This is a genomic window from Roseovarius sp. D0-M9 (assembly GCF_037083805.1).
Lineage (GTDB): Bacteria > Pseudomonadota > Alphaproteobacteria > Rhodobacterales > Rhodobacteraceae > Roseovarius.
In genome coordinates, this window is sequence record NZ_JBAPKZ010000023.1 from 1 (window position 1) to 25,549 (window position 25,549).

The 25,549-nt window shown below is 63.4% G+C and carries 28 protein-coding genes; 10 read left to right on the forward strand and 18 right to left on the reverse strand.

The genetic code is table 11. The features are described from left to right. Window positions 1-325: 325 nt before the first annotated feature. The 14 genes from V8352_RS14660 to V8352_RS14725 all read right to left on the reverse strand — a co-directional run bounded on the left by V8352_RS14660 (window position 326) and on the right by V8352_RS14725 (window position 11,200). A complete protein-coding gene (locus V8352_RS14660; RefSeq protein ID WP_336425043.1) occupies window positions 326-1,087 on the reverse strand; it encodes a TIGR02186 family protein in 762 nt (253 codons plus the stop codon). Then, a complete protein-coding gene (locus V8352_RS14665) occupies window positions 1,084-2,001 on the reverse strand; it encodes a sulfite exporter TauE/SafE family protein (RefSeq protein WP_336425044.1) in 918 nt (305 codons plus the stop codon). The genes V8352_RS14660 and V8352_RS14665 overlap by 4 nt, the downstream gene beginning before the upstream one ends. 71 nt (window positions 2,002-2,072) lie before the next feature. Next, entirely contained in the window at window positions 2,073-2,705 is a 633-nt protein-coding gene (locus V8352_RS14670) for a LysE family translocator (RefSeq protein WP_336425045.1), read from the reverse strand. Further along, window positions 2,702-3,130, reverse strand: a complete 429-nt coding sequence (locus V8352_RS14675) for a GNAT family N-acetyltransferase (RefSeq protein WP_336425046.1) — start codon at window positions 3,128-3,130, stop codon at window positions 2,702-2,704. Before V8352_RS14675 ends, V8352_RS14670 begins: the two co-directional genes overlap by 4 nt. Next, entirely contained in the window at window positions 3,117-3,704 is a 588-nt protein-coding gene (gene tsaB, locus V8352_RS14680; RefSeq protein ID WP_336425047.1) for a tRNA (adenosine(37)-N6)-threonylcarbamoyltransferase complex dimerization subunit type 1 TsaB, read from the reverse strand. Before tsaB ends, V8352_RS14675 begins: the two co-directional genes overlap by 14 nt. Further along, window positions 3,697-4,260 (reverse strand): NifU family protein, encoded by a 564-nt coding sequence (locus V8352_RS14685; RefSeq protein ID WP_336425048.1) that lies wholly within the window; start codon window positions 4,258-4,260, stop codon window positions 3,697-3,699. The genes tsaB and V8352_RS14685 overlap by 8 nt, the downstream gene beginning before the upstream one ends. A gap of 145 nt (window positions 4,261-4,405) precedes the next feature. After that, a complete protein-coding gene (locus V8352_RS14690; protein ID WP_336425049.1) occupies window positions 4,406-4,861 on the reverse strand; it encodes a universal stress protein in 456 nt (151 codons plus the stop codon). Window positions 4,862-4,917: 56 nt separating this feature from the next. Next, window positions 4,918-6,930 (reverse strand): M3 family metallopeptidase, encoded by a 2,013-nt coding sequence (locus tag V8352_RS14695; RefSeq protein ID WP_336425050.1) that lies wholly within the window; start codon window positions 6,928-6,930, stop codon window positions 4,918-4,920. Continuing rightward, a complete protein-coding gene (locus tag V8352_RS14700) occupies window positions 6,927-7,982 on the reverse strand; it encodes a HesA/MoeB/ThiF family protein (RefSeq protein WP_336425051.1) in 1,056 nt (351 codons plus the stop codon). The genes V8352_RS14695 and V8352_RS14700 overlap by 4 nt, the downstream gene beginning before the upstream one ends. Next, on the reverse strand, window positions 7,982-8,443 hold the full coding sequence (dut, locus tag V8352_RS14705; RefSeq protein ID WP_336425052.1) for a dUTP diphosphatase: 462 nt from the start codon (window positions 8,441-8,443) through the stop codon (window positions 7,982-7,984). The genes V8352_RS14700 and dut overlap by 1 nt, the downstream gene beginning before the upstream one ends. A gap of 91 nt (window positions 8,444-8,534) precedes the next feature. After that, a complete protein-coding gene (locus tag V8352_RS14710; RefSeq protein ID WP_336425053.1) occupies window positions 8,535-9,563 on the reverse strand; it encodes a MaoC family dehydratase in 1,029 nt (342 codons plus the stop codon). Next, complete coding sequence (locus V8352_RS14715; RefSeq protein WP_336425054.1) at window positions 9,560-9,763, reverse strand: DUF1737 domain-containing protein; 204 nt, start codon at window positions 9,761-9,763, stop codon at window positions 9,560-9,562. Before V8352_RS14715 ends, V8352_RS14710 begins: the two co-directional genes overlap by 4 nt. A gap of 24 nt (window positions 9,764-9,787) precedes the next feature. Further along, window positions 9,788-10,333 carry an NnrU family protein gene (locus V8352_RS14720; RefSeq protein ID WP_336425102.1) on the reverse strand — a complete coding sequence of 182 codons (546 nt, stop codon included), beginning with the start codon at window positions 10,331-10,333 and terminating at the stop codon, window positions 9,788-9,790. A 6-nt stretch (window positions 10,334-10,339) separates the two neighbouring features. Next, window positions 10,340-11,200 carry an HpcH/HpaI aldolase/citrate lyase family protein gene (locus tag V8352_RS14725; protein ID WP_336425055.1) on the reverse strand — a complete coding sequence of 287 codons (861 nt, stop codon included), beginning with the start codon at window positions 11,198-11,200 and terminating at the stop codon, window positions 10,340-10,342. A gap of 220 nt (window positions 11,201-11,420) precedes the next feature. Here V8352_RS14725 and mdh point away from each other — a divergent pair, with 220 nt between their 5' ends. The 10 genes from mdh (at window position 11,421) to lpdA (ending at window position 22,473) form a co-directional block, all read left to right on the forward strand. Beyond that, complete coding sequence (mdh, locus tag V8352_RS14730; protein ID WP_336425056.1) at window positions 11,421-12,383, forward strand: malate dehydrogenase; 963 nt, start codon at window positions 11,421-11,423, stop codon at window positions 12,381-12,383. Between the two features lie 256 nt (window positions 12,384-12,639). Further along, window positions 12,640-13,833, forward strand: a complete 1,194-nt coding sequence (gene sucC / locus V8352_RS14735) for an ADP-forming succinate--CoA ligase subunit beta (protein WP_336425057.1) — start codon at window positions 12,640-12,642, stop codon at window positions 13,831-13,833. Continuing rightward, window positions 13,833-13,991: a hypothetical protein gene (locus tag V8352_RS14740; RefSeq protein ID WP_336425058.1), complete on the forward strand. Its 159-nt coding sequence runs from the start codon at window positions 13,833-13,835 to the stop codon at window positions 13,989-13,991. Before sucC ends, V8352_RS14740 begins: the two co-directional genes overlap by 1 nt. 108 nt (window positions 13,992-14,099) lie before the next feature. Further along, window positions 14,100-14,981 carry a succinate--CoA ligase subunit alpha gene (gene sucD, locus V8352_RS14745; protein ID WP_336425059.1) on the forward strand — a complete coding sequence of 294 codons (882 nt, stop codon included), beginning with the start codon at window positions 14,100-14,102 and terminating at the stop codon, window positions 14,979-14,981. Window positions 14,982-15,021: 40 nt separating this feature from the next. Next, a complete protein-coding gene (locus V8352_RS14750) occupies window positions 15,022-15,468 on the forward strand; it encodes a DUF805 domain-containing protein (RefSeq protein ID WP_336425060.1) in 447 nt (148 codons plus the stop codon). 79 nt (window positions 15,469-15,547) lie between these two features. Continuing rightward, window positions 15,548-18,508 carry a 2-oxoglutarate dehydrogenase E1 component gene (locus V8352_RS14755; protein ID WP_336425061.1) on the forward strand — a complete coding sequence of 987 codons (2,961 nt, stop codon included), beginning with the start codon at window positions 15,548-15,550 and terminating at the stop codon, window positions 18,506-18,508. A 3-nt stretch (window positions 18,509-18,511) separates the two neighbouring features. Beyond that, a complete protein-coding gene (gene odhB, locus V8352_RS14760; protein WP_336425062.1) occupies window positions 18,512-20,107 on the forward strand; it encodes a 2-oxoglutarate dehydrogenase complex dihydrolipoyllysine-residue succinyltransferase in 1,596 nt (531 codons plus the stop codon). Between the two features lie 78 nt (window positions 20,108-20,185). Then, a complete protein-coding gene (locus V8352_RS14765; protein WP_336425063.1) occupies window positions 20,186-20,557 on the forward strand; it encodes a hypothetical protein in 372 nt (123 codons plus the stop codon). Continuing rightward, window positions 20,554-20,964: an MAPEG family protein gene (locus V8352_RS14770; protein WP_336425064.1), complete on the forward strand. Its 411-nt coding sequence runs from the start codon at window positions 20,554-20,556 to the stop codon at window positions 20,962-20,964. The genes V8352_RS14765 and V8352_RS14770 overlap by 4 nt, the downstream gene beginning before the upstream one ends. 120 nt (window positions 20,965-21,084) lie before the next feature. Continuing rightward, on the forward strand, window positions 21,085-22,473 hold the full coding sequence (gene lpdA, locus V8352_RS14775) for a dihydrolipoyl dehydrogenase (protein WP_336425065.1): 1,389 nt from the start codon (window positions 21,085-21,087) through the stop codon (window positions 22,471-22,473). A gap of 58 nt (window positions 22,474-22,531) precedes the next feature. Here the strand turns inward: lpdA and V8352_RS14780 are convergent, their stop codons facing one another. The 4 genes from V8352_RS14780 to V8352_RS14795 are packed head-to-tail and all read right to left on the reverse strand — an operon-like array spanning window position 22,532 to window position 25,441. Continuing rightward, entirely contained in the window at window positions 22,532-23,137 is a 606-nt protein-coding gene (locus V8352_RS14780) for an MSMEG_1061 family FMN-dependent PPOX-type flavoprotein (protein ID WP_336425066.1), read from the reverse strand. After that, window positions 23,137-23,865: a lysophospholipid acyltransferase family protein gene (locus tag V8352_RS14785; protein WP_336425067.1), complete on the reverse strand. Its 729-nt coding sequence runs from the start codon at window positions 23,863-23,865 to the stop codon at window positions 23,137-23,139. The genes V8352_RS14780 and V8352_RS14785 overlap by 1 nt, the downstream gene beginning before the upstream one ends. Beyond that, window positions 23,862-24,767 carry a cell division protein FtsX gene (locus V8352_RS14790; RefSeq protein ID WP_336425068.1) on the reverse strand — a complete coding sequence of 302 codons (906 nt, stop codon included), beginning with the start codon at window positions 24,765-24,767 and terminating at the stop codon, window positions 23,862-23,864. The genes V8352_RS14785 and V8352_RS14790 overlap by 4 nt, the downstream gene beginning before the upstream one ends. Continuing rightward, window positions 24,764-25,441, reverse strand: coding sequence for a cell division ATP-binding protein FtsE (locus tag V8352_RS14795; protein WP_336425069.1), 678 nt, complete (start codon window positions 25,439-25,441; stop codon window positions 24,764-24,766). Before V8352_RS14795 ends, V8352_RS14790 begins: the two co-directional genes overlap by 4 nt. Between the last annotated feature and the right edge of the window lie 108 nt (window positions 25,442-25,549).

Consider the following 25,549-nt stretch of genomic DNA (forward strand, 5'->3'; position numbering starts at 1 on the left):
GGCCTCCAAGGCACCGCCTCGTCGTCCCGCCAACTCCCCAACCGCGCCTCAGCGCCGCCGGTGAAGGGGGTTCTACGGCCACTTCCCAATACCCGCAACCCTTTTTTTCCAGACTTGGCGATTTTTTGGAAAAACCAAGAAATGTATAATATTTTCAAAATGTTACAGAAATGCATTTATCGTACTAAGCTACGCTGCACTGCACTGCATAAGGGAATCGGAGCTGCAAAGCTGCCATTGGGGCCGATTTTACCGCCTCTGACCTCCCGAATCCGCCCGCCGCCACCCTGATTCAAGGCCGGCACAGGCCGCCGCCGGTGCCCCACTACCCCTGCCGGAGCATCCGAAAGAAAGCAGACGCGCCCCAACCGGCGCCAATCGCGATGGCCAGTGACATCAACCCGTAGAGAATCGCATTCTCACGCGAGAGCGCGAACAGCCAACGCTCCAGCCCGACTTTGCGCACGTCAATGATCGTCTCATACTTCGAGACGACAGTGCCGTCGCGCGTCAGGAAGATTCGCGTGACGTAATCCCCCTCGGTCAGATTGGCCGGCAAGTCGATGGATGTTTGAAAGAGTGTCTGTTCGCTCAACTCGACCGCGCCCTCATGGACCTGATAGGCACCACTGCGCTCGCGGATACGGATCACCGCATCGACAAAGCTCTGCGCATTGGTCACCCCGCCCGAGGCACCAACCGAACGAATGGCGCGCGGGATGGAGATCTTGTGGCGCAAATCCTCGACCTGGCTCAGCACTTGAGACCAGGGGCCGGACGTTGCCACTGCATAGAAGCTGGGCGCCGCGTCGACCTCGACCGCATCCACATTGACCCAGATGCCAAAGCGCCGCTCCTTGCGGCGGACATCGAGGGTCTGACTGGGCCCGGCAATGGCGACCACAACCCCCAACGCGTCCGCCGGGATCGCAACCTCCCGCTTGATCGCGCCAAATAGCAGGATCTCGGAACCGTCGAACGTGGTATCGATCGAGATGCTGTTGCGGCTAAGCCCCAGCACCACTTCTTCGGCGCTCAAGGGCAGCGCCGACAAGGCCAACAACAGGACTGCGATCACACGCCTCATGACTGCCCCGCCTCACCGATCGAATAGACATCCGTTGGCGTCAGGAGCAGATCCAGCCCCAGCTTGAAACAGACCGCCAACACAAGAATCGCCAAGAGTATGCGGAGTTGCTCGGCCTTCATCCGCGCGCCGATCTGCGTGCCGATCTGCGCGCCCACCACCCCGCCGACCAGAAGGAAAAGTGCCAGAACGATATCCACGATATGACTGGTCGTTGCGTGCAGCATCGTGGTGAAGGCCGCCACGAAGATGATCTGAAAGAGCGACGTGCCAACAACCACCTTGGTCGGCATACCCAGCAGATAGATCATTGCGGGCACCATGATAAAGCCGCCCCCGACCCCCATGATCGCGGCCAGCACCCCGACGGACATGCCGACCAGCACCGGGGGAATCACACTGATGTAGAGACCCGATGTACGAAACCGCATCTTGAGTGGCAGTTTCTGAATCCAGGTGTGCTTCTTGCGCGGCGCCAGTGGCCCGCCGCGCCGGCTTCGCCGGATCGCACGCAGGCTCTCAAAGAACATCAACCCGCCGATTATCCCCAGAAAGACCACGTAAAACAGCGTGACCAGCAGATCGACCTGCCCCTGCGCCTTGAGATAGTTAAACAGCATGACGCCAAAGGCTGCGCCGATCAGGCCACCGATCAGCAGGACCGTTCCCATGCGCAAATCCACGGCCCGCCGCCTGAAGTGCGCAAGCACGGCGGAAAACGATGCTGCGACGATCTGGTTGGCCCCGGTCGCGACCGCCACGGCCGGCGGAATGCCGATAAAGAAAAGGAGCGGCGTCATCAAAAAGCCGCCACCAACGCCGAACATGCCCGAGAGCACACCGACCAAGCCTCCTAGACCCAGCAACAGGAAGATGTTGACCGAAATCTCAGCGATGGGAAGGTAGATTTGCATAACCTGTCCTAGCGCCCGTCACTGCCTCTTGGCAAGCGTCCGGCGAAGGAAGCAGAGCGTTTTCGCAGCGCCTAGCGCGCGCTTGCCAGTTTCCACGCGGCAAAGACGAAAAATGCGCCAAGCCCGGCCTCTATCCAGCGCCGCCCGCGCGCGTAGGCACGCCGGATCGGACCTGCCGACAGCAGCAGCGCCCAGGCGACATGTGCACCAAGCGATATCGCAAACGCACCCGCCACGAAAGCCACCGCCACCGTCACACCGCCGCCCTGCGCCGCGCCGACAGACGCGATGGCCAGCCAGAAGATCAGCGCCTTGGGGTTGGTGACCTGAAGCAGATACCCCGCCATGAAACGGCTGGGCAGGCTGCGTTTGCGCACCGCGCGCGCGGCGATGGCAGGTGGAAATGCCGCCTTGCGAAACGCGCCGTAGGCCAACCACAGCAGGTATCCCGCCCCGACAAGCCGCAAGGCGCCCATCGCCCAGGCCGCTTCCCGCAAGATCAGGCCAACGCCCAGCAGCGTGGCGATATTGATTGTCGCACTCCCCGCGGCGATGCCCGTTGCGGCCACCAGCGCATCACGTCGCCCCTCGCTCTGCGCGACACCCAGCAGCATGGCAACCGCCGGTCCGGGCGATGCCGCAGCAACAGCCAGGATGGAATAGGCCGCGACAAAGCCGGGCAGAAATGGGGCGAGCTCCGTCATGACACCGGCTCCAACGCCTTGCTCAAGACCAACGCGTCGATGGGCGTCGTGCCGGAGCGGGCGTAATATCCGGCACGCCGCCCAACCTGCGCATAGCCCGCCTTTGTATAAAGCGACTGCGCCGCCGGGTTATCCGCCGCCACCTCCAGAAACTGCCGCGATGCACCTTGCAGCGCCGCCGCCCTTTCGACCTCGGCCAAAAGGCGTGCGGCAATACCCTTGCGGCGGTGGTCCGGATCGGTCGCCAACATCAGAAGCTCAGCCTCATCCGCGATCACCCGGCTCAGCGCAAAACCGTGATCCTCGCGGCAAAGGCAGCAATGGGGCGCATCAATCAGATACGCGAATTCCGCCGCGCTCCAGCCGCGCGCCGTCGGCGCAAAGGCGCGCGCATGCAGCCGCGCGAGCGTCTCAGGCACGCTCATCGAGGATCACCGGAGGCACGTCACGCGCCGGCGCTGCATCCGCCGCCTTGATGTATAGCGGTGCGGGCGGCGCCCCGGGGGCGGCCTTGGCCGCGACCTCGGCAATACGGCGCGCCAGCGCATCCGCCTCAGGTGGCAGCGCCAGTCCCTGGCCCTGTTCTGCCTCGGCAACGGGCATCAAGCGCTGCGTCCCATCGGGCGCCTCGACGTACACGTGATCGCGCGGTGCCGGGACGGCAGGCAGGCGCCCCGCAGCACCCTGCGCGCGGATGGCCTGAAATGTCGTGACACCAATCGCAGGAATATCGAGCGCCAGCGCAAGACCCCGCGCCGCCGACACACCGATGCGAATGCCCGTGAAATTGCCCGGTCCCACGCCGACGCCTATGCGCGCAAGATCGGACCAGCGGGCGCCGCCCTCGGCCAGAACCTCCTCCAGCAGCGGCATCAGACGCTCCGCCTGCCCGCGCGTCATGGGTTCGGCCCGGCTTGCGATCACGCGCCCCCCGCACAGCAAAGCGGCCGCGCAATGCGCGGCCGATGTATCAAAGCCAAGGATCAGCGCGTCAGACACCGACGGGGCGCACCTCTGTCACCTCGGGGATGTAATGACGCAAGAGGTTCTCGATCCCCATCTTCAGCGTGATGGTCGAGGAGGGGCAACCCGCGCAAGCGCCCTGCATGTGCAGGTAGACGACGCCACGCTCGAACCCGTGGAACGTGATGTCACCACCGTCCTGCGCCACCGCAGGCCGCACGCGCGTATCCAGCAGTTCCTTGATCTGGCCCACGATCTCGCCATCCTCGCCCGTGTGCTCTGAATGGCCCGAGGCAGCAGTGCCCCCGTCCTTCATCACGGGCACGCCCGACTGGAAGTGCTCCATGATCGCGCCCAGGATACCGGGCTTGATATGATCCCATTCAACATCATCGCCCTTGGTCACGGTGATGAAGTCATTCCCGAAAAATACGGCAGTCACCCCGTCGACGGCAAAGACCCGCGTCGCCAGCGGCGATGCGCCTGCGTTTTCCGGTGATGGGAAATCCGCCGTGCCCGCAGGCAGGACGGTCTGTCCTGGCAGGAATTTCAAAGTCGCCGGGTTCGGCGTGGATTCGGTTTGAATGAACATGGGTAGCCCCCTGAATTGTCTAACCTTGCATATGCGCCCCGCCGGGCCCCGAGTCAAGGTTTGGAACGATTCTAAACTAAGGATTCACATTCATCTTGGCGAAAATACTCGCGCCGCAGGCGTCCCGCCCTTGGCAAAAAGGCCATCAGGTGATCGCCTCCAGCCGCTCCTTGCTCAGGTCGCCGGGCACGATGGTAATCGGAATGGGCAGGCTCCCCGCGCTCCGGCTCAGCTGGCTGACAAGCGGCCCGGGCCCCTTGCCATCTGCCGACGCGCCCAGCACCAGAACCCCCACTTCGGAGTCCTCGGATATCTGCGCGATGATCTCGGTCACCGGCTCGCCCTCGCGGATCACAAGCTCGGGATTCACCCCCTGCTTGTCGCGCATCCATTTGGCAAAAACCTCGAAATGCGCCTCGATGCGCTCGCGCTGCTCTTCGCGCATGATGTCGCCCACGCCGATCCAGTGATTGAACTCCTCCGGCGGGATGACCGACAGCACCTTGACACCGCCTTGGGTGTTGGCGGCGCGCATCGCGGCAAACCGCATCGCATTCAGGCACTCACGGCTTTCATCGAGGACGACCATGAACTTGCGCATCTAACTCTCCAGAAATTGCCCGGCGATCATGACACCGGGCACCCCCGCGCGCAAGATCAGGTGGTCAGTCCGCGCCCCTTGAGCAGCGCCTCTGGCCCCGGCATCTTGCCGCGAAACGCCAGATAAAGCGTCTCGGCATCGGCCGATCCGCCGCGCGACAGGATGTTCCGCTCCAGCGACCGCGCGCGTTCGACGTCGAATGCGCCGCTGGCCTCGGTGAAGGACTGAAACGCATCCGCATCCATCACCTCGGACCACATGTAGCTGTAATACCCCGAGCTGTATCCATCCCCGGCAAACACATGTGCGAACTGCGGCGACGCATGGCGCATCACGATCGCCTCCGGCATGCCCAGATCCGCCAGCACCTCGGCCTGCCGCGCCATCACGTCGCCGGGCACCTCACCTTCGTGAAACGCCAGATCGACAAGCGCCGAGGACAAATATTCGACCGTTTGGAAGCCCATGTCGAACGTCGCGGCATTCAGCACCTTTTGCAGCAGATCCTCGGGCATCGGCTCGCCCGTGTCCGCATGGGTGGCAAACTCGGCCAACACCTCGGGCACCTCCAGCCAATGTTCATAAAGCTGGCTGGGCAATTCGACGAAATCGCGGGCAACGGATGTGCCGCTAACGCTCTCATAGGTCACATCCGACAGCATCTGATGCAGCGCATGACCGAACTCGTGAAACAGCGTGCGCGCATCATCGTAACTCAGCAGCGCCGGATCACCCTTGGCAAAGTTGCACACATTGATGACGACCGGCCCCTGCCGTTCGGGAAATTTCGCCTGCCCGCGCATCGCACTGCACCACGCGCCCGACCTTTTGGAGGCACGGGCAAAGTAATCGCCGATGAACACCGCCACATGCTCGCCACCGCGCGTCACCTCCCAGGCCCGGCAGTCAGGATGATACAGCGGCACGTCCACCGCCTTGAATTCCAGCCCGAAGAGACGGTTGGCACAGGCGAACGCCGCCTCGATCATCCGGTCCAGTTGCAGGTATGGCTTCAGCTCTGTCTCATCCAGATCATGCTCGGACTGCCTGCGCCGCTCCGCGTAGTAGCGCCAGTCCCAAGGCGCCAGATCGCCGTTGACGCCATCGTCGTGCATCATGGCGGTCAGTACCTCGGCATCGCGCAGCGCCTGCGCGCGGGCAGGCTCCCAGACCTGCATCAGAAGATCGCGCACCGCCTGCGGCGTGCCCGCCATCTCAGTCTCCAGTTTGAAATCGGCAAAGCTGTCATACCCCAGCAGCGCGGCGCGCTCGGCCCGCAACCCAAGCGTCTCTGCCGCGATTTCGCGATTGTCCGTCTCGCCGCCATTGGCCCCCCGCGCCGTCCACGCCGCAAACGCCCGCTCGCGCAGATCCCTGCGCAGCGAGAACTGGAGGAACGGCACGATCAGCGACCGCGATAGCGTCATCACCGGGCCGTCCAGCCCCTTGTCCTTGCCCGCCTGCCGCGCACCGCGCACCAGAAAATCGGGCAGCCCCTCGAGGTCGGCCTCGCTCAGCTCCATCTGCCAGCCCGCCTCATCGGCCAGCAGGTTCTGGGTAAAGCGCGTGCCCAGTTCCGCGAGCCGCGCCATGATCTCCTGCATCCGCGCCTCCTCGGCACCGACAAGGGCCGCCCCACGCCTGCGAAATCCGCGATGCGTCAGCATCAGCACCCGTGCCTGCTCCTCCGTCAGATCCAGCGCGTCGCGCTGCTCCCACAGCGCCTCGATCCTCCGAAAGAGGGGCTTTTGGGCATAGATCCACGATGAATAGGCCGCCAGCTTGGGCGCAAAATCCCGTTGCAAGGCTTGGCGCGTCGGTGTGCTATCGGCCCCTGCCACGGTATAGAATACGCTCAGAACCTGATCCAACGCCTTGCCCGAAGCCTCCAGCGCCTCAATGGTGTTGGCAAAGCTCGGCGCCTCGGGATTCTCGGCAATCGCCAGGATCTCGGCCCGTGCCAGCGTCAGCGCTGTCTCCAGCGCGAGGGCGAAATCGGCATCTTCGATCTTGTCGAAAGGGGCAATGGCAAAGGGGGTGTCCCATGTGCCCAGCAGTGGATTGGTCATCTATCCTCCTTGGCGCAGCAAACCGCGCAATCGCGGCGGCGCTCTATCTTGATGCGGCGCGCGTCCGAAAAAAGCGCGTCATAAATCAGGAGCGTTCCGCGCAGTGGCGCGCCCGCCCCGGTGATCAGCTTGATCGCCTCGCCCGCCATCATGGCGCCGATGACGCCCGGCAATGGCCCGATGACCCCGGCCTCTGCACAAGAGGGTGCAAGGCCCTCGGCAGGAACTTCGGGAAAGACGCAGGCGTAGCAGGGCGCACCCTGCGCGGGGTCAAACACGCTCAACTGCCCCTCCCACTGCGTCAGCGCCCCCGAAATAAGGGGGAGCCGGGTTGCAACGGCGGCGTAATTGACCAGATGGCGCGTCTCGAAGTTATCGCAACCGTCAAGAACGATATCGTAATCGGCAAAGAGATCCGCCGCGATGTCCTCGGTCAGGCGGCGCTCATATGGGCGCACCGTGACATGCGGATTGAGCGCGCGCAGCGCCTCGGCGGCGGAATGCACCTTGGGCCGGCCGATATCCCGGTCACGGTGGATCACCTGGCGCTGCAAGTTGGACAGGTCCACGACATCGTCGTCGATCACCCCGATCGTGCCGACCCCGGCAGCGGCCATATAGGTCAGCGCCGGCGCGCCCAGCCCGCCTGCCCCGATCACCAGCACGCGTGCGTCCTTCAGGGCGCGCTGTCCCGGCCCGCCCACTTCGCGCAGCACGATGTGGCGGGCATAGCGCTCCAGCTCGACCTCGGAGAAGGCGCCCTCGCGCGGCTTGGGGGCGTTCTTCGCCTCGGCGGCCTCGGCGCGCACACGCACCCGGCGCAAAGCGCTGCGATAGACCAGAACGAGGGCTGCCAAACCACCCAATAGCAGCCAGGGCGCGGCACTGCCCCCTGTCGCCATGCGCAGGGGGCTGCCGACCGGCAAGACCAGATGCAGCAGCACGACACCGACCCACAGCATCCCAATCATGGTCCAGCGCATCCGCCGGGGGGTGCCCAGCAGCGCCCCGATCCCCCAAAGACCGGCGGCCAGTATCAGGACAAACGCCATCAGCTGCGCCCCGTGGAGCCAAAGCCGCCCGCGCCGCGGTCTGTGCCCTTCAGTGTTTCAGCCAAGTCAAAAGCGGCGACGGTGACCAGCGCGACCACCATCTGCGCAATGCGCGCACCATGCTCGACGTGATAATCCTCCTGCCCGAGATTGATCAGGATCACGCCCACGGGCCCACGATAATCACTGTCGATCGTGCCGGGACTGTTGGCCAGCGTCACCCCATGCCTCAGCGCCAGCCCCGACCGCGGGCGCAACTGCACCTCAAAGCCTTCGGGAATGGCCATCCTAAGCCCGGTCGGCACCAGCGCCCGCGCACCCGGCGCCAGCGTCACGCCGCCGCGCGTATCCGCGCCAAAGTTGGCCCGCAGATCCGCGCCCGCCGCCCCTGCCGTCGCATAGGCGGGCAGGCCCAGCGCCCGGTCCGCGCCCGCATCCCAGCTCAGCGTCACCGTCACCATTGCCCAGACCTTTCATTGTTCTAAAAATACTCAATTTCCCGGCGCGCTCACCTGCACCCGGCACCTGAGCTTAGCGCCCCACCGCCCGATGTCACATCGGCATCAGCGCCCAATAGTCCAGGTCCAGTAAAACCTCGGGCAGATAGCGCCCATCCTCGCCCTTCAGCGCAGGCGCCGCGCCGCCTTTGGTCGCCACCAGCCGCAGGCGCAGCGCACCGACGCCGGGCGCCGTTGTCTCGGCACGGTCCAGAACCTCGCTCCAGGCGCGCAGGGTGGCGCCTGCGTGGCAGGGGTTCGCATGTGCGCCGCCGTTCAGCCCCACGATCATCTGCGCGTTGGCCAGCCCATTGAAGCTGAGCGCGCGCGCCATAGAGATGACATGACCGCCATAAATCAGCCGCCCGCCCTCGCGCGCAGTGGCGTCGAAATGCACCTTTGCGGTGTTCTGCCAAAGACGGGTGGCCAGCATGTGCTCGGCCTCCTCGATGGTCACGCCATCGACATGGTCGATCACCTCGCCCACGCTGTAATCGCCCCAGCGATGCGGCTCACCCGCGAGGCCAAAATCGTAGGAACTGAAATCAAGGCCCTCGGGAATCACCAGCTGCTCGGCGCTCAGGGCGGGGGACAGATCCGGGATCACCGTCTCGGGCGCTGGCGAGGCGGCATCACGCTTGCGCACCATGACCCAGCGCACATACTCCAGCACGGGGTCCCCATGCTGGTTGGTGCCGCGTGTGCGGACCCAGACGACGCCGGATTTGCCGTTCGAGTTTTCTTTCAGCCCGATCACCTCGGAAACCGAGCGCAACGTATCGCCCGGCCAGACGGGGGCCAGCCAGCGGCCCTCGGCATAGCCCAGATTGGCGAGCGCGTTCAGCGATACATCCGGCACGGTCTTGCCGAAAACGGTATGAAACGCGATCAGATCGTCCAGCGGCGCAGCCGCCAAGCCGCAGCCCCGCGCGAATTCGTCAGATGAATAGAGCGCCTGACGCGCGGGATAGAGCGCATGGTAAAGCGCCCGCTCGCCCGCGCCCACCGTGCGCGGCACCGCATGCTCGATCACCTGCCCGACCGCGTAATCCTCAAAGAAGCGGCCCGCGTTCGTCTTGCTCATTGCGCGCCCAGTTTTGTCTCCGGCGTATAGACACCGGGCGCATCCTTGGTCACGGCCTGCCCGCAGCGCATCACGCCATTGGCCTCGTCATAGGCCTGGGTCGGTGAGCCATAAAGCTCCCAGCCCTTGTTGAGCGCATCGGTGACCTTGTGGCAGAAGGCCGATGTGTCATCGGCGCTGAGAAAACGATAGAGTTTCATGTGGTCCTCATAGGTTGAGCGGACTTATCCGAAGGTGGGATAGCCCAGCGCGTAATGCACCCCGACGATGGCGGCATAAACCACCAATGTGGCGATGACGACGATCACCTCCTTCTGCGCGGACTTCGCGGGCGGGGGTGTCCAGTTCGGCTCGGCACGGTTTATGACGATCATCTCGGCTACGGCCCAAGCCAGCAATCCCCCAAAGAGGATAAAGGACGGCACGTCGCCATTGACCAGCAGATGCGCCAGTGCCCAGACCTTGACTGCGCCCAGCATCGGATGGCGCATCTTGCGCGCCAGCGCAGTCTTGGCGCCCGAAACGGCAAAAAGATAGACCGACAGAAGCATCAGCAGATTGTTGATGCCCACCGTTGCCGGGTGCCGGCCCCAGAAGAACGCGCCGTCGGCCATGCGATAGCCGATCACCATCAGGATGACGCCCCCGAGCAGAACCAGAGTGATCGGCCCGCGCGCCTTCTTGCCCATGCGGGCGCGTGCATCCGGTGCCAGCCGCTTGAAGAAGTGACCGGAGTACCACAGCACAAGGCCCAGAATCAGAATCGCGATACCCATTTATGTCGTCTCCATTTCCGCCAGAATCTGCGCCTTGGCCAATATGCGCCGCGCAGCGACCACGTGCAAATTCTCCACGATGGTCCCGTCCACGACAGCCACACCCTCGCCCGAGGCCTGGCTGGCCTCATGCGCCGCGATCTGGCGGCGGGCAAGGTCGATCTCCGAGCTTGTCGGCGCAAACGAGCGGTTCGCGCCCTCGATCTGCGCCGGGTGGATCAGGGTCTTGCCGTCAAAGCCCAGATCGCGCCCTTGCTCGCACTCGGCCACCAGACCATCGCCGTCGCGAAATCGGTTGTAGACCCCGTCGATGGCGATGATGCGCGCCGCGCGCGCCGCCATCACGATGGTCTGTAGCGCCAGCATCAGGGGCAAGCGATCGGGCCGGGTCCGGCTGCCCAGATCCTTGAGCAGATCGTTGGTGCCTGTGACCAGCGCCGCAACGCGGCCATGCGATGCGATATCGCGCGCGTTGAACACGCTGACAGGGGTCTCCATCATCACCCAGATCGGCATCGCATCGTCCAGAAGGTCGGCCAGGTTGTCCACGTCCGAGCGGGTGTTGACCTTGGGCAAAAGGATCGCGTCCGCGCCCGCATCCTTCAGCGCCCTCACATCCTCAAGGCCCCACTCGGTGGTCAGCGCATTGATGCGCACGATCTTGGCACGGCGGCCATAGCCCCCGGCCTTGAGCGCGGCGGCCAGCGCACTGCGCGCCTCGGCCTTGGCATCGGGCGCCACGGCATCCTCAAGGTCAAAGATGATCGCATCGCAGGGCAGCTCGCGCGCCTTTTCCAGGGCACGTTCCTTCGAGCCCGGAATATAAAGAACGGATCTGTAGGGGCGTGTGGCGGCGTCCATGGGCCTCTCCTGCGCGCGTGGGACATATTGTTGCGCAGGGATGGCATTTATCGGCGCAATAGTTCAAGGCATTTATCGCCGCAGCGCAGAAGGAACAGCATGAGCACCGACCGCCGCAGCGCAGCGCGTCTGGGGCGCGGCCCACGCAGCACTCTTGCGCGCAAGGCCAAATAGGACTAACCCCACGGCGGAAATTCTTTGCCAATCGGAGGTAATACCCATGGCCAGACCCAAGATCGCATTGATCGGCGCAGGACAGATCGGCGGCACCCTCGCCCATCTTGCCGCCATCAAGGAACTCGGCGACATCACGCTGTTCGACATTGCCGAGGGCACGCCCGAGGGCAAGGCGCTCGACATCGCCGAATCCGGCCCCTCCGCGGGCTTTGACGCGACGCTCAAGGGGACGCAGTCCTACGCCGACATCGCGGGCGCAGACGTCTGCATCGTCACCGCTGGCGTCCCGCGCAAGCCGGGAATGAGCCGCGATGACCTTCTGGGCATCAACCTCAAGGTCATGAAGGCCGTGGGCGAAGGCATTGCCGCCAACGCACCCGACGCGTTCGTCATCTGCATCACCAACCCGCTCGACGCGATGGTCTGGGCGCTTCGCGAGTTCTCCGGCCTGCCGCGCGAGAAAGTCTGCGGCATGGCGGGCGTGCTCGATTCCGCGCGCTTCCGCCACTTCCTCAGCCTCGAATTCGGCGTTTCGATGCGCGATGTCAGCGCCTTCGTTCTGGGCGGGCACGGCGACACGATGGTGCCGCTGGTTCGCTATTCGACCGTGGCGGGCATCCCCCTGCCCGACCTCGTCGACATGGGCTGGACCACGCAAGAGAAGTTGGACGCCATCGTTCAGCGCACCCGTGATGGCGGCGCCGAGATTGTCGGCCTGCTGAAGACCGGCAGCGCGTTCTACGCCCCCGCCACCTCCGCTATCGAGATGGCCGAGGCCTATCTCAAGGATCAAAAGCGCGTTCTGCCGTGCGCCGCGCATGTCGACGGCGCCTATGGCCTCAACGGCTTTTATGTCGGCGTGCCGACCGTTATCGGCGCGGGCGGCATCGAGAAGGTCGTCGAGATCAAGATGTCCAAGGACGAGCAGGCGATGTTCGACAAGTCGGTCAGCGCCGTCAAAGGTCTGGTCGAAGCGTGCAAGGGCATCGACAGCTCGCTGGCCTGAGGTCTGCAATATCCGCGCTTTGAAAGGCCCCGGCACCTCGCCGGGGCCTTTTGCGTTTGAGGCGCATGTCTGCTGTGAACCGATGTGATTCCCAGTGCGCAACAGGGATGTGCATTTTGTGATCACACGATTATATCCCGTGATCACAAAAGTCGAAAATTTGAGGGATAAGCGCCAAACGGATCAGAAAACCGTTTAATACTCCGCAACGCTTCTATGTATACCAGTAACGACAGTCAAAAAACGGGACAGTTTAATGAACATCCACGAGTATCAGGCCAAGGCCCTCTTGCGCTCCTACGGCGCGCCAGTGTCCGATGGCCGCGTCGTGCTGCGCGCCGAAGAGGCCAAGTCAGCCGCCAGCGAGATGGACGGCCCCCTTTGGGTGGTCAAGGCACAGATCCACGCAGGTGGACGCGGCAAGGGCAAGTTCAAGGAGGCCGGCGCCGGTGACGCAGGTGGCGTGCGCCTCACCAAATCCGTCGAGGAAGCCGCCGAGGAGGCCAAGCGCATGCTGGGCCGCACCCTCGTGACCAAACAGACCGGCGATGTCGGCAAGCAGGTCAACCGAATCTACATCGAGGATGGCAGCGGCATCGAGACCGAGATGTATCTCGCCCTCCTCGTTGACCGCCAGACATCCCGCGTCAGCTTTGTCGCATCGACCGAGGGCGGCATGGATATCGAGGAGGTCGCCGAGAAGACCCCCGAGAAGATCCTCAGCTTCTCCATCGACCCCGCCACCGGCTATCAGGCGTTTCACGGTCGCCGCATCGCCTTCAACCTCGGGCTCGAAGGCCAGCAGATCAAGCAATGCGTCTCGCTGATGGGCACGCTCTACAAAATGTTCATCGAAAAAGACATGGAGATGCTCGAGATCAATCCCCTCATCGTCACCGACAAGGGCGATCTGAAGTGCCTCGACGCCAAGATGAGCTTTGACGGCAATGCGATGTATCGCCACCGCGATATCGCCGAGCTGCGCGACACGACCGAAGAGGACTCCAAGGAACTCGAAGCCTCCAAATACGACCTCAACTACATCGCTCTGGATGGTGAGATCGGCTGCATGGTCAACGGCGCGGGCCTTGCCATGGCGACGATGGACATCATCAAGCTCTACGGTGCCGAGCCTGCCAACTTCCTCGACGTTGGCGGCGGCGCAACCAAGGAAAAGGTCACCGAGGCGTTCAAGATCATCACCTCCGACCCGCAGGTCAAAGGCATTCTCGTCAACATCTTTGGCGGCATCATGCGCTGCGACGTGATCGCCGAGGGCGTTGTGGCCGCGGTCAAGGAAGTGGGCCTCAAGGTGCCGCTGGTCGTGCGCCTCGAAGGCACCAACGTAGAAAAGGGCAAGGAGATCATCAACAACTCCGGCCTCGACGTGATCGCCGCAGATGACCTCAAGGATGGCGCGCAGAAGATCGTCAAGGCGGTCAAGGGATAATGGCGATGATGCGTGGGACGGGGGCAAGACCTTTGGACATTCTACTGGCTCTGCTCTCGCCGGGCGGGTGCGGCTGGTTCGGCGGCGATCTGCCCGTGCGGCACGGCCCTCAGGCCGAACCGCATGTCACCTACCTCGATTTCACCGCGACATCATGATGACCCCCTATTCGATGGCAGTCTCCAGCGACCACACCGGAAACGACAGCACACCGGACCGCTCAGACGCTGACGCCATCGCCTGAAAATAAGTTCAAGGAGGCCCCAATGGCCATTCTCATAGACGAAAATACACGCGTCATCTGCCAGGGCCTCACCGGCTCGCAGGGCACGTTCCACACCGAACAGGCCATCGCGTATGGCACGAAAATGGTCGGCGGCGTGACGCCCGGCAAGGGCGGGCAGACGCATCTGGACCTGCCGGTCTTCAACTCGGTTCACGAGGCCAAGCACAAGACCGACGCCAACGCGAGTGTCATCTACGTGCCGCCCCCTTTCGCCGCCGACAGTATCCTCGAGGCGATCGATGCCGAGATGGAGCTGATCGTCTGCATCACCGAGGGTATCCCGGTGCTCGACATGATGCGCGTGCAGCGCGCGCTTGAGGGGTCGAAGTCCAAGCTGATCGGCCCCAACTGCCCAGGTGTCATCACCCCCGATGCCTGCAAGATCGGCATCATGCCCGGCCATATTCACAAGCGCGGCTCCTGCGGCGTCGTCAGCCGCTCGGGCACGCTCACCTACGAGGCGGTCAAGCAGACCTCCGATGTGGGCCTCGGCCAGTCGACCTGCGTCGGCATCGGCGGCGATCCCATCAAGGGGACCGAGCATATCGACGTGCTGGAATGGTTCTTGGCGGATGACGAGACGCAGTCGATCATCATGATCGGCGAAATCGGCGGCAGCGCCGAAGAGGAAGCCGCCCAGTTCCTCGCCGACGAAAAGAAGCGCGGCCGCTGGAAGCCGACTGCAGGTTTCATCGCGGGCCGCACCGCCCCTCCGGGCCGCCGCATGGGCCACGCGGGCGCCATCGTTGCCGGCGGCAAGGGCGGCGCGGACGACAAGATCGAGGCGATGAAATCCGCCGGGATCGTCGTCGCAGAAAGCCCGGCTGGCTTGGGTGAGGCCGTGCTGGAGGCAATCGGTTGATCACAAAACGGTTCGTGCGAAGCGACGAAAGGGAAGTGACATGAACTTTCAGACAGCGGTGAAAACCTGCTTGATCGAAAAATACGCAGGATATTCAGGCCGGGCAAGTCGGCCTGAATACTGGTGGTTCATCCTTGCGTATTTGATCGGCGGCGTCCTCGTATCGCTGACCGGCAGCACCGTTCTCTATCTGGCATACATGCTGGCCATACTCTCACCCGCTGCGGCGGCAGGATATCGTCGCTTGCAGGACACCGGGCGGCCGGGCTGGTATATCTTTGTTCCCATCGGCTTGGCGATTGTCGCGATGATATTGACGCCCGCCACGCCGACGGTGCCGGATGGCCAGATCGGCGAGATGGGCAACATGGGGCTTTTGGCCATAATCGGTGTCGTGCAGATCGTCGTGGCGCTCGTTTTCCTGTGGTGGCTCACACGGCCGTCCCAGCCCGAGACAAATCAATATGGGCCACCGCCCTCACGGTGACGGCGGCCTGAACGCCGCCGTCCTGCCATCCACGTATCCGCCCCTGGACTGACGGGCACAGCCCGCACGAGGTAATCCAATGACCGACCAATCCCCCAACGACCAGTTTCATGCCTCCAGTTTCATGCAGGGGCATAATGCGGAATATCTCGAACAGCTTTATGCGCGTTACGCCAAAGATCCAAATGCGGTTGATGAGGCGTGGCAGAAGTTCTTTGCCGAAATGGGCGACGACGATGGCGACATCACTGCCGAGGCCGCTGGCCCCTCTTGGGCACGCGCCGATTGGCCGCCCATGCCTCAGGACGAGCTGACATCGGCCCTGACCGGCGAATACCCCAAAGACCCCGAGGCGAAAGCCGTCGGCAAGAAACTGACTGAAAAAGCCCAGGAAAAAGGCGCCGAAGTCAGCGATGAGGCGATTCAGCGCGCCGTTCTGGACTCGGTGCGCGCGCTCATGCTGATCCGGGCCTACCGCATCCGCGGCCATCTGATCGCGGATCTCGATCCGCTCGGCCTGCGCGAGCAGCCCTACCGCCCTGAGCTGGACCCCGAAAGCTACGGCTTCACCACGGAGGACATGGATCGCCCCATCTTCATCGACAATGTTCTGGGCCTTCAGATCGCGTCGATCCGCGAGATTCTCAGCATCGTGCGCCGCACCTACTGCGGCACTTTCGCGCTGCAATACATGCATATCTCGGACCCCGAGCAAGCCGGCTGGCTGAAGGAGCGGATCGAGGGCTATGGCAATGAAATCAACTTTACCGAGGAAGGCCGCAAGGCGATCCTGAACAAGATGGTCGAAGCCGAGGGTCTCGAAAAATACCTGCATGTCAAATACATGGGCACCAAACGCTTTGGCCTCGATGGTGGCGAAAGCCTGATCCCCGCGATGGAACAGATCATCAAGCGTGGCGGCTCGCTGGGCGTCAAGGATATCGTGATTGGCATGCCGCACCGCGGCCGCCTGTCAGTGCTGGCCAACGTGATGGGCAAGCCCTACCGCGCCATCTTCAACGAGTTTCAGGGCGGCAGCTTCAAGCCCGAGGACGTGGACGGGTCGGGCGATGTGAAATATCACCTCGGCGCATCCAGCGACCGCGAGTTTGACGGAAACAACGTGCACCTCAGCCTCACCGCGAACCCCAGCCACCTCGAGGCGGTGAACCCGGTCGTTCTGGGCAAGGTGCGTGCCAAGCAGGACCAACTGCACGACGAGGAGCGCACACAGGTTCTGCCGATCCTGCTGCACGGGGATGCGGCCTTTGCCGGTCAGGGTGTCGTGGCCGAATGCTTTGGCCTGTCGGGCCTGCGCGGCCACCGCACCGGCGGCACCATGCATATCGTGGTGAACAACCAGATCGGTTTCACCACCGCGCCGCATTTCAGCCGCTCCAGCCCCTATCCCACGGATATCGCCCTGATGGTCGAGGCGCCGATCTTCCATGTGAACGGTGACGATCCCGAGGCGGTGGTGCATGCCGCCAAGGTGGCGACGGAATACCGCCAAAAGTTTCAAAAGGATGTTGTGATCGACATCATCTGCTACCGCCGCTTTGGTCACAACGAGGGCGACGAGCCCATGTTCACCAACCCGATCATGTACAAGAAGATCAAGCAGCAAAAGACCACGCTGACGCTCTATACCGAGCGGCTGGTCAAGGATGGCTTGATCCCCGAGGGTGAAGTCGACGACATGAAGGACGCGTTTCAGTCCTACCTTGCCGACGAATTCGAAGCGGGCACCAACTACAAGCCAAACAAGGCCGACTGGCTGGACGGCAAGTGGTCCCATCTGGACCGCAAGGAAGAGGACTACCAGCGCGGCCAGACCGCCATCAAGGAAGAGACATTCGCGCAGATCGGCACAGCGCTCAGCCGCGCGCCGAACGGATTTCCCATCCACAAGACCGTGCAGCGCATCCTGGATGCCAAGGCCAAGATGTTCGAGACCGGCGAGGGGTTTGATTGGGCCACCGGCGAGGCGCTGGCCTTCGGCTCGCTTCTGACCGAAGGCTTCCCCGTGCGCCTGTCGGGGCAGGACAGCTCGCGCGGCACATTCAGCCAGCGTCACTCCGCCCTCATCAATCAAGAGGACGAAGAGCGCTACTACCCCCTCAACAACATCCGCGAGGGGCAGGCCCGCTATGAGGTCATCGACTCGATGCTGTCCGAATACGCGGTGCTGGGTTTCGAGTATGGCTATACCCTGGCCGAGCCCAACGCGCTGACCCTGTGGGAGGCGCAGTTTGGCGATTTTGCCAACGGTGCGCAGATCATGTTCGACCAGTTCATCTCGTCCGGCGAGAGCAAATGGCTGCGCATGTCGGGCCTCGTGTGCCTCTTGCCCCACGGCTATGAGGGCCAGGGCCCCGAGCATTCGTCGGCTCGCCTCGAGCGGTTCCTGACCATGTGCGGGCAGGACAATTGGATCGTCGCGAATGTGACGACCCCGGCCAACTATTTCCACATCCTGCGCCGCCAGTTGCACCGCACCTACCGCAAGCCGCTGATATTGATGACGCCGAAATCCCTCCTGCGCCACAAGCTGGCAGTCTCGAAGGCCGAGGAATTCACCGTCGGATCCAGCTTCCACCGCGTGCTCTGGGACGATGCGCAATACGGCAACTCGGACACGCAGCTGGCCCCCGACGACAAGATCAAGCGCGTAGTGATGTGCTCTGGCAAGGTCTATTACGACCTCTTGGAGGAGCGCGACAAGCGTGGCATCGACGACGTCTACCTGATGCGCTTCGAGCAGTTCTATCCCTTCCCCGCCCAATCGGCGGTCAAGGAGCTGGAGCGTTTCAAGCACGCCGAGATGGTCTGGTGCCAGGAAGAGCCCAAGAACCAAGGCCCTTGGTCCTTCATCGAGCCCAACATCGAATGGGTGCTTGGCCGCATAGATGCCAAGCACAAGCGCCCCGACTACGCGGGCCGCGCGGCCGCCGCTTCGCCCGCCACGGGCTTGGCCAGCCAGCACAAGGCACAACAAGAAGCGCTCGTTGACGATGCGCTGACGATCAAAGGAAACTAGACCATGAGCACCGAAGTCCGCGTTCCCACCTTGGGCGAATCCGTGTCCGAGGCCACCGTCGCCACCTGGTTCAAGAAGCCGGGCGACAAAGTCGAGGCAGATGAAATGCTCTGCGAACTCGAAACCGACAAGGTCACCGTCGAAGTGCCCAGCCCCGCCGCAGGCACCATGGGCGAGATCGTCGCCCCCGAGGGCGAGACCGTCGGCGTCGATGCCCTCCTGGCCACAATCGAGGAAGGCTCCGGCAAAAGCTCGGGTGCCAAACCCAAGGACGACAAGCCAGCGAAATCCGAAGAAAAGCCCGCCAAGGAGGACAAAACAGACGCCAAGGCGGATAAGCAGACCGAACAGAAATCCGGCGGCGGTGGCGGCAGCATAAATGTGATGGTCCCCACGTTGGGCGAATCTGTCTCCGAAGCGACCGTTTCGACGTGGTTCAAGAAGGCAGGCGACACCGTCGAAGCCGATGAAATGCTCTGCGAACTCGAGACCGACAAGGTGTCGGTCGAGGTGCCCAGCCCCGGCGCGGGCACCCTTGCCGAGATCCTCGCAGACGAGGGCGACACCGTTCAGGCGGGTGGCAAGCTTGCCATCCTGTCCTCCGGCAGCGACGCGGGCGTCGAGCAGGCCACCGACGATGCCCCCGCAGATGGCGACCAGTATCAGCAGCCCAAGGCAGGCGGCGGCAAGGATGTCGAGGATGCGCCATCGGCCAAGAAAGCCATGGCCGAGGCCGGGCTGACGGCCGATCAGGTCACCGGCACCGGCAAGGACGGTCGCATCATGAAAGAGGATGTCGCCAAGGCCGCCGCCAGCGACACCAAGCACGCCAAGGCCGAGGCCGAGCCATCACCGAAGCCCGCCCCGGCCAAGCGCGCGCCCTCGCCGGCCAGCGACGCGGAGCGCGAAGAGCGCGTCAAGATGACGAGGCTGAGGCAGACCATCGCCAAGCGCCTCAAGGACAGCCAGAACACGGCCGCGATGCTGACCACCTATAACGAGGTCGACATGACTGAGGTCATGGCACTACGGAGCGAGTACAAGGATGAATTCCTCAAGAAGCACGGCGTGAAACTGGGCTTCATGTCCTTCTTCACCAAGGCGTGCGTGCATGCCCTCAAGGAAGTCCCCGAGGTCAATGCCGAGATCGACGGGACCGAGATCGTCTACAAGAACTTCGTTCACATGGGCATCGCCGCCGGCACGCCCACAGGTCTCGTCGTGCCCGTCATTCGTGACGCCGACGCGATGAGCTTTGCGACCATCGAAAAGGCCATCGCCGAAAAGGGCGCCAAGGCGCGCGACGGCAAGCTGACGATGGACGAGATGCAGGGCGGCACCTTCACCATCTCCAACGGCGGCGTCTACGGCTCGCTCCTGTCATCGCCCATCCTGAACCCACCGCAATCGGGGATCCTGGGCATGCACAAGATCCAAGACCGTCCCATGGCCATCAAGGGCGAGGTCAAAATCCGGCCCATGATGTACCTGGCCCTCAGCTACGATCACCGCATCGTCGACGGCAAGGGCGCGGTCACATTCCTCGTGCGCGTCAAGGAGGCGCTGGAGGATCCGCGCAGGCTGCTGATGGATCTTTGATCCGGGCCACCGCGCACCCAGAACGGACATCGTCAGGGGCGGACCGCACTCCGCCCCTGACACAGGGATGAGACCTAAATGAGCTACAATCCTGAACTGGACGTCGAGAAAGAATTCCCTCGCCACGCGGATTTGCGCAGAAAGTTTCATTGCTTTTGCCAAGAAACGCCCGATCGCGTTGTCATTCAGGATCTGGCTATTCGTTGCGGCCTTCTCGACCTTGATGGTATCCCTCGACGGCATGGCTGGCGCCTGCCGGTCTGCGCTACCGTTGCCGATCTGGACGGGCATGAATTGATGGGCCGCCGCCCCATCGCCCTCGGCAAGGATGCGGCCAGCGTCCTCACCCATTTCGGCATAGCGCACGCCGTCGCCCCCCACCCCTCGGCCCGCATCGGCAACTTCGATGCGCGCGCCGCCCTCATCGCAAAGGCAGTCCAATCCTCATGACCCCCGAGCTTACCGTCCTCACCCTCGCCGCCCTCCTGCAAGTCGTCCAGTTCCTGCTCATGGCCATTCCGGTCAACCTCGAGCTTGGCACCGCCAAGACCATGTCACCGCGAGACCCGGACCGGATGGGCGGCCCCATGGTCGAGCAGGTCAAACCGAAAACTGCGCGCCTCGTGCGTGCCCTCAACAACCATTTCGAAGGGCTGATCCTCTTTGGCATCGCCTGTACGGTCATCACCGTCTCGGGCCAGTCCTCCGCGCTCACTGCCACCTGCGCCTGGATCTATCTTGCCGCGCGCATCGCCTATGTGCCTGCCTATTACTTCGGGCTTGTCCCCTGGCGCTCGCTCATCTGGGCCATCGGCTTCGGCGCAACCACGCTCATGCTGGTTGCCGCGCTTATATAATCTTTCATTGTTCTAAAAATACTCACATTCCGAACCCACCAAGAATTCCCTCCGGTTGACCCTTCAGGCAATTCCCTGTCTGCTTGGCTTAACCGCATCTGATCCAAAGGAAACACACCAATGGCCACATATGATGTCATCGTGATCGGCTCCGGCCCCGGCGGCTATGTCGCCGCCATCCGCTGCGCGCAGCTGGGTCTCAAAACCGCCTGCGTCGAAGGACGCGAGACGCTGGGCGGAACCTGCCTCAATGTCGGCTGCATCCCGTCCAAGGCCCTTCTGCACGCAACGCACATGCTGCATGAGGCCGAGCATAATTTTGCCGCGATGGGCCTCAAGGGCAAATCGCCCTCGGTCGACTGGAAGCAGATGCTGACCTACAAGCAGGAGACGATCGACGCCAACACCAAGGGTATCGAGTTTCTGTTCAAGAAGAACAAGATCGACTGGATCAAGGGCTGGGCCTCCATCCCGGAAGCCGGCAAGGTCAAGGTCGGCGATGACATCCACGAGACCAAGAAGATCATCGTGGCCAGCGGCTCCGTGCCCGCCAGTCTCAAGGGCGTGGAGGTCGACGAAAAGACGGTCGTCTCCTCTACCGGCGCGCTGGAACTGGGCAAGATCCCGAAAAAAATGATCGTGATCGGCGCGGGCGTCATCGGTCTTGAAATGGGCAGCGTCTATTCCCGCCTTGGCGCCGAAGTGACGGTGATCGAGTATCTCGACGCGATCACACCCGGAATGGACGCCGAGGTGCAAAAGACCTTTCAGCGCATCCTGAAAAAACAGGGTCTGAACTTCATCATGGGTGCCGCCGTGCAATCGAGTGACGTCAAGAATGGCAAGGCCACGGTCACATACAAACTGCGCAAGGACGACAGCGAGGCGCAGATCGAGGCCGACACCGTGCTGCTCGCCACGGGCCGCAAGCCCTATACGGACGGCATCGGCCTTGAGGATCTGGGCGTCGAGATGTCCGAGCGTGGCCAGATCAAGACCGACGATCATTGGCAGACGAGCGTCGAGGGTATCTATGCCATCGGCGATGCCATCGACGGCCCGATGCTGGCGCATAAGGCCGAGGACGAGGGCATGGCCTGCGCCGAGGTGCTGGCGGGCAACCACGGCCATGTCGACTACGGCATCATTCCGGGCGTGATCTACACCCACCCCGAGGTCGCCAATGTCGGCGCCACCGAGGAGAGCCTCAAGGACGAGGGCCGGGCCTACAAGGTCGGCAAGTTCAGCTTCATGGGCAATGGCCGCGCCAAGGCGAATTTTGCGGCAGACGGCTTTGTCAAGATCCTCGCGGACAAGGACACCGATCGCATCCTCGGGTGCCACATCATCGGCCCCATGGCGGGCGATCTGATCCATGAGGTCTGCGTCGCGATGGAGTTCGGGGCGGCGGCGCAGGATCTGGCGCTGACCTGCCACGCGCATCCGACCTATTCGGAGGCCGTGCGCGAGGCGGCCCTCGCCTGCGGCGACGGCGCGATTCACGCCTGAAAAACGAGGCCCCGAATATACTTCGGGGCCTTTTTCACCTAAAAACCAAGCGGCGCTATCACGACCAGATGTCGCGGGTCGAGCGTTCGGCCCATTCGCTGTCGAAGTCCGGGCCGCTGATCGCGCCCTTGGTCGCCTCGGCCAGAAGATCGCCCATGCTGGGCAGCCCTTTCGCATCGTCCCGCGTCCACAGGCCCGAGCGTTGCTGCGCGCGCGAGCATTGGATGTAGACCTCGGCAATCTCGATCACGATGGCAGTCTTGGGCAGCCTGCCGTCCTTATCGAACCGCGCCAGCAGCGCAGCATCCGTCGTCACCCGGCCCCGGCCGTTCACGCGGATCACCGTGTCCGAGCCCGGCACGAGAAACATCAGTGACAGGCGCCCATCCGCAATGATGTTGCGCAAGCTGTCCATCCGGTTGTTGCCGCGCCAGTCGGGCATCACCAACCTACGCGCATCCATCACTGTCACGACAGGGCCCTCATCGCCGCGCGGGCTGCCGTCCGTGCCGTCGGGGCCAATGGTGCTCAGCACGCAAAACCGCGATGCCGCGATCCATTCTGCATGAAGCGGCAGCAGCCGGTCCGACACCTTGCGCTGCGCCGCAACGCTGGGCGTGCCATAAAGCGCTTCGAGCGCGTCAATATCCTCGATGTATTCCATCAGCGTGAAAACCCCGCCTCCTGTATCAGCGCGTCAGACGCGCCCTCGATTTCGGTTTCAAGCCGCGCCATGAAGGCATCGCGCGGCAGGCCCGCCGGTATCGGCGGCAAGAATTCCACCACGGCCACCCCCGGCTTGCGCAGGATCCCGTGGCGCGGCCAGAATACGCCCACATTGGTCGCAACCGGCACGCAGTCCTGGTGGATGGCGGCATAGATCGCACCCGATCCGATCTTGTAGGGAACGACAGCGCCCGGCGCGACCCGCGTGCCCTGGGGATAGATGATCAACTGCCCCGGCCGCACCGCGCCCCGCGCGACATCCTCGACCATCTTCTTGATCGCGGCGCCCCGCTTGCCACGGTTGACCGGAATGCAGCCGATGCGCAATGCGTATTGCCCAAGGATCGGCGTCCAGAGCAGCTCGCGCTTCATGATGAACTTGCCGGCAGGCACCGCGCTGAAAATCAGGATGATATCCAGAAAGGACTGATGCTTGGCCGCGATCAGCACCTCGCCCGAGGGGGGCGTGCCACGAACTTCGGTGCGCAGACCCACCATCCACGCCGCCGTCCAGCGGACCCAGCGGCAAAAGGCCTTGCACGCCACGCGCGCACCCCGCGCGCTCACCAGCGCCCAGGGAAAGAGGATGATACCGATCACCGCCATGGCCACATACATCTGCACGATGAAGACCAGCGAGCGAAGCCATTGCACCGCGCCGCTCACGGCATGTCCCTGAGCGTGCGCTGCGCGGCGGCGCGCGTGGCAAAAAACGCAACGGCACCGGACAGAAGCGGGATCGTCAGCGGCCAAAGCCAGTGCCAGCCCTGAAAGCCGAGCCCGGTCAGAAAACCGCCGCCCACCTCTGTCTGAGGCAGGAACGCGACGGCGATACAGCCCAGCGCCATGCCGACAAAGGCTCCGATCAGGCTCCGCATCGTGAAACGTCGCACAAAGGCCTGTGCGATATACCGATCGCGCGCCCCGACAAGGCGCAAGACGCCAATCACCTGCGCATTGGCCGACAGCGCCGCATTGGCCGCAAGGGTGATCATCGCCGCCACCGTGCCCCCGATCAGAACCAGCGATACCCACCCCATCAGGCGCAGGCGCGACGCCGCGCGCACCAGCGGCTCGCGCCAGCGGGTGTGATCATCCAGCACCGCGCCCGGCACCTCGGCGGCAAGACGCAGGCGCAGGCCGGCGGCATCATATCCCTCGCCGTCTTCGATGATCTCGACCAGTTGTGGGATGGGCAGCGTCTCGACCGGGAGGTCAGGACCGAACCATGGCTCCAGCAGCGCACGCTGCTCTTCGGCGGTCAGCGCGCGGGCGCTGGCAATACCCGGCGTTGTGCCCAGCACCTGCAGCGCTGCATCGGTCTGGGCGACCATCTGCCCCTCGGGGGCCGAGATCCGCAAGGTCGAGCTGCGCGCCAGCGCGTCACCCCAGCGATCGGCCAGCCGCGCCGTCGCCAGCGACAGCGCCAATGCAAAGACCGCCAGAAACGCCATCGCGCCCGCCGCAAAGAGGGTCAGCCACGCGGTAAACCCGGTGGGCGGCACGACGCGGTCGGCCCCGGCATCACCCGCCCAGAAGGCACGAATGCGATCCAGATCAAACTTCACAGATCGGCCCCCGCCAGTTGCAGGCGCCGGTTCGAGATCCGCAACACGCGGGCCTGAACCTGACTTTTCGCCGCGCGGATCAGGGCCAGATCGTGGGTCGCGATCATGACCGTCTTGCCCATGCGGTTCAGCTCGACCAGCAGCCGCATCAGGCGCTGTGACATCTCCCAATCAACGTTGCCCGTGGGCTCGTCCGCCAGAATGACATCGGGCGACATTATGATTGCCCGTGCAAGCGCGGCGCGCTGCCGCTCGCCGCCCGACAGCTCGGGGGGCAGCGCGTTCGCCCGCTGCGTCAACCCGACCCAGCCGGTCAGCTCGCGCAGGTTGGCATCCTCGGCCAGCATGTCACGGTCCGACACCATGAGGGGCAGGCCGATATTTTCCGAGACGCTCAGATGATTGAGAAACTGGCAATCCTGATGAACCACGCCGATCCGGCGCCGCGCCAATGCGATATCGTCGCGCGTCAGCTCGCGCACATCCGCATCAAAGAGGCGCACAAATCCCGCCGTCGGCATCAGCGCGCCATAGAGAAGTTTCAGCAGCGTCGTCTTGCCCGCGCCCGACGGCCCGGTCAGGAAATGGAACGAGCCGGGTTGCAGCCGCAGCGTGATATCGCTGAGCAACTCCCCGCCCCCGTAGGAATAGGCCACATTTTCCAGCTCGATCACCGGCTGCCCCTTTGCCCGCTATGGGCATTAAATGCCCCACTGCGCGCCCTGTTGCAATCACGAGGGCGCAATTCCTTTGCGCTTTTCCAACCTTACGTTACACCTTAG